At 61.6% G+C, this 4,492-nt stretch carries 2 protein-coding genes and 2 pseudogenes; 1 reads left to right on the forward strand and 3 read right to left on the reverse strand.

Annotated elements, in window-relative coordinates; translation table 11 throughout:
- Window positions 1-83: 83 nt before the first annotated feature.
- Window positions 84-371, forward strand: a pseudogene (locus AWC08_RS38430) (integrase core domain-containing protein); the annotation flags it as partial.
- A gap of 941 nt (window positions 372-1,312) precedes the next feature.
- Here AWC08_RS38430 and AWC08_RS20195 read toward each other — a convergent pair.
- The 3 genes and pseudogenes from AWC08_RS20195 to AWC08_RS20205 all read right to left on the reverse strand — a co-directional run.
- A complete protein-coding gene (locus tag AWC08_RS20195) occupies window positions 1,313-2,821 on the reverse strand; it encodes a multicopper oxidase family protein (RefSeq protein ID WP_055576575.1) in 1,509 nt (502 codons plus the stop codon).
- Between the two features lie 187 nt (window positions 2,822-3,008).
- Window positions 3,009-4,310, reverse strand: a complete 1,302-nt coding sequence (locus AWC08_RS20200) for an MFS transporter (RefSeq protein WP_082658376.1) — start codon at window positions 4,308-4,310, stop codon at window positions 3,009-3,011.
- Window positions 4,310-4,492 (reverse strand): annotated as a pseudogene (locus tag AWC08_RS20205) (pyridoxal-5'-phosphate-dependent protein subunit beta); the annotation flags it as partial. The pseudogene AWC08_RS20205 and the gene AWC08_RS20200, both read right to left, overlap by 1 nt.

Consider the following 4,492-nt stretch of genomic DNA (forward strand, 5'->3'; position numbering starts at 1 on the left):
GAACAAGATCACGAACAACGCCGAAACGTCAAGCGTGTCTTGAGAACAAACCGTCAAAGATGTCTTGAGACGAAACACCGACATTCCATGCGGATCACGGAAGTCAGTACACCTCAAGGGCTTTCGCGAAACTCTGCAATGATCGTGGTGTCATCCAATCGATGGGTGGGGTCAAGTGCCGATAACGCGCTCGCCGAATCCTTCAACGCCTCACTCAAACGCGAGATCCTGCAGGACCGCACATGTTGGCCGAACACGGCGTCCTGCCGTCGCGAAGTCTCCGCTGGCTGGCCCGCTACAACACCAAACGACGCCACTCCCGATGCCGTCATTCCAGTCCGGCCACCTACGAAAACAACCACACAACCACTACGCTGCCACAGCGGCGTAACCATAAATCCCGTGTCCACCACATGGGGTCAAGGCCCGATCAGACGTGCCCCGCGATGCGTGGGCAAGAGGCGCCGTCTAGCCCGCTTTGGTCAAGGTGAACAGTTGGTGGTGTTCAACGATATAGCAGCTCGGTGGGGTGTGTGGGAAGTCCACTTGCCCCGCGGGCGTAAAGTGCACTTCACCCTTGAGTGTAATAGGGTCCCACCACTGTACGACGCTCACCGGATGGGATCCGGGATCCCATAAGCTGTCGGCCATTTGGTATAGCGGACAGTCAAGACCATCCGGGATGGTCCGTGAATTGACATATCGGCCGTCTATGAATGGGGCGTCAAAACTTCGCCCTAACGCAGTTGTCACGTGAGCGATGCAGTCCGGGCTGCAGGTCGTATTGACAGTCCACGTCCCCGTACCGCCGTCGGCGTCCGCGTAGAGATAGACCCCATCCATCATCGGAGATTCCGCCCTGGCTTGCGGTGCGACCACACCGGGCGCCACTCCGAGCAGCAGCCCAATAGCTGCGACTAAGACTTTGATCCTCATGCGTGTTCCATTCTCGTCTTTCGAGCATCGAGAAGCCAAATTGTATCTCCGCGGGGCAAGCTGGCCTCGGCTTAATCACAAAAACAATTTCTTGATCATCTGCGGCTGGCGCGGACCATCGGATGGGCGCGATCTCGTCGAATTGCACAGATTCGCAGCGATGAGAACGATAATTTGAGTGAGTCTGCGATCACTGGCGGCCGTCGCGTGTAGGTTATCGCAATGGTGTAGGAGAGCAACCGTATTTCGATGTGCCTGCTCTGGGGCGGACGTCGTGAACAACGGTCTGCCCCGCACACCGGGTAGCTCGAAGTCGAACACCGGCGAATTGCTATCCGGAGAAGCACTTGCGGCGTCATCTGCGTTGTCAACCGTGTCAGGTCGTGAATTCGGTGTAGTTGAGGGCGGTCATCATGCCGGCTTCCAGGTGGTAGCCGTGATGGCAGTGGATCATCCAGGTGCCGGGGTTGTCGGCGATCAGCACGGCCTTGAGTTTCTGGTGAGGCTGCACGATGACAGTGTCTTTGCGAGCGCCCAGGCTGCCGTCGGATTTGATGACCTGGAAGGTGTGACCGTGCAGGTGCATGGGGTGGTACATCATGGTCGAGTTGGTGAAAGCCAGGGTGGCGCGCTGGCTTTGTTTGACGCTTACTGGCGGACTGTCGGGGTAGGGCTTTCCGTTAATGGACCAGTCGTATTTCGTCATGGAGCCGGTGAGTTCCAGGGCCAGGTTCACCTCTGATTCCGCTGACCCCAAGCTGACGGACGATGGGGCGGTGAAGGTGTCGACGGTGCCGATTCTGCCGTTGAGCTCGGGAGGCGCGAAGTTGACCTCTGGTGGGCTGCCGCCGGCGGTCTTCAGCAGCGCGCGCCCGGGTGTCGCCGATTTGCCTTCAGGCATGGCTACCAGCGGGAAGACGCCGTCGCTGACGGTGACGACGACGTCGTAGCGTTCGGCCATACCGACCAGCAAAGCGTCGGTCTCGGTCGGCGCAACCGGGAAACCATCGGTGTGGGTGACCGTCATGACGTGGCCTGCCAACGCCACGCGGAATGCGGTGTCGGCGCCGGCGTTGATGATGCGAATGCGTATGCGCTGACCCGGTTTCGCGTCGAAGGTGGTCGGCGCCGCCGCGACCCGGCCATTGATCAGATAGTACGGGTAAGCGATGTCGCCGGAGTCGCCGCCCAGCAATGCACTGCTTCCCACCGCTGGCATCCCGGGCATCTCCTGCTGGCTGGGTTCGTGAGCCATTCGAGAGCTCTTGAGCTCATCAAATATCTGCTGAGGATTTCTACCGACGCCGTCGGTCCAGTCGTCGAGGACGACGATCCATTCAGCGTCGTAGCGGCCAGGTTCTGCGGGGTCATCAATGATCACCGGCAGGTACAGCCCATAATCGGTCTGCAGGCCCACGTGCGGGTGAGCCCAATAGGTGCCGGGATGCGGCGAGGAAAACCGATAGGTGAACTCGCTGTTGGCGCCGATATTGGGCGTGGAAGGGAAAACGCCGTCCATGTCGTTGCGCAACGCGATGCCGTGCCAGTGCACCGAGGTGGCGTCGCCGAGCCGGTTCCTGACCGTAACGGCCAGTTCGTCCCCAACATTGGCGCGGATCAGCGGGCCGGGCAGAACGTCGCCGTAAGCCAGTGTTCTCGCGACCGGACCGCCGAGGTCCACGGACACCGGTTGGGCGGTCAGTGTGGCGGCGACGGTCCGTCGCGTGTGTGGGCGGGCTTTTTCCGCTGCATTAATGGCCTGCTGCAAGTCGAGTGCGCGATCGCTTCGCCCGCATGCCCCGAGCGCCAGTCCGGCCGCGCCGGCAATCGACGCGGTCACAAACGTGCGCCGATCGAGTCGGACGTCATTTCGCATTGTTTGCATCAACCTTCCTTCGTCGACTTCTCGTTTGGCGTGCCGCTGCCGGGGGATGGATTCGTCGCAACTACGACACCCTTGAGGACCGGCCGTGGCGACGGGCATTCCGTTGTCATAACGCACCCCGATACGCTGCGCTCATGACTCGCTGAAAGGGGCTACCCATCCAGTGCGGAGCTAAGCAACGGCGCGCTCACGATCGTTTCCGAACAGTGTCGGAGCATTGTCTGATGCCAGAAGATGCGGCTGCGTCTTCATTGCCTGGACGGGTCTGTAGATGCTGGTTGCGGTCGAGCAGGTGTAAAGCAAGAGCTGCGAGGACACCGATGACGAAGAGCCCTGCCCAGACCAGTTCACCGGCTCCTGCCTGCCGCGCTGCACCCATGGCCCAACCGGTCGCCAGGTTGCCGGCCAGGATTCCCACTCCGACGATGGTGTTGTAGAAGCCGTAATGCGTAGCGACCAGCCGGCCTTCAGCCAGAGCCATGACCGTATCCATTTCGAACGGGAAGACCGCGGCCGAACCGACAGCCAGCATGGCGGCGGTCACCAGCAGCGCGGCGGCAGCCGCGACGATCCCGAGTCGAGAGTCGTCGGGGATGGCCACCAGCGGCAAGAAGGAGGCCGCCAGCACACCCAACCCGATGGCCAGGCTGCGCCCCGGGCCCCACCGCGCGGCGAACCAGCGGGTGATGCGCAGCTGTCCGGCCACCGCCACCCCACCTGAAACGACGAAGATCGCCGCCACCAGCAGCGGTTGATAGCGCTTGGTCAACAGCGCCGCCTGCAGCGGCAAGGCGAGATAGACCTGGAAAGACAAGACGTAGGAGCCGATCATCGCCGCGGCGAACAACAGAAAGGACCGGTTTCCCAGGACGACTCGCCAGTCATCGAGTATCGATGTTTTCTCTGGTGCGGCATCGGCGCTGTGCTGCGGCAGCGCCAGCAATTGCGCCACCGTCAGCACCGCAAAGACCGCCGCCGCGCCTGCCGCGGTGATGCGGAAGTCGATAGCAACCAGCAGCACTCCAACTAACGGGCCCAGCAGAATTCCAGCCTGATAGAAGATGTTGAACACCGCGAATGCTTCCACACGGCGCGCACGTGAATCGGCGGCGAGATAAGCGCGCACCGCGGGATTGAACAACGCTCCAGCGAAGCCGGTGGCAGCCGAGGCGATCAACACCACCGGCAACGAGTGAGCGAAGATCAGCAACGCGAAGCCGCCCGTGCGGAGCAGACAACCGGCCACGATCAACGGTTTGTAGCCGATCCGGTCAGCCAGCGTGCCGCCGACAATGAACATGCCCTGTTGGGAGAAGTTGCGGACACCCAAGACCAGCCCGACGGCCCACCCCGCCAGCCCCAGTGGGCCGGCGAGGTAGGCCGCCAGGTACGGCATCAACATGTAGAAACCCAGGTTGATGCCGAACTGATTGATCATCAGCATCCGGCTGGGCCGATCGAAGCTGCGGAATTGGGTCAGCAACTCCATTACTGCATCGCTCCGGTCGGATCCACCACAGTGGCGCAGCGGGTCCAGGACTGCACGACCTGGTCGTTAGGGTGGTCGATCACGGCCGGCTCCTCGGGCGGAAATTGGTCGAGCAGGCCGTGCTTGCGGCAGTAGTCGTCGTTGTAGATGGTGTCGAAATACCGTTGTGGTCCGTCGGGGAA

It is taken from the genome of Mycobacterium gordonae (assembly GCF_002101675.1).
Taxonomy (GTDB): Bacteria; Actinomycetota; Actinomycetes; order Mycobacteriales; family Mycobacteriaceae; genus Mycobacterium; species Mycobacterium gordonae.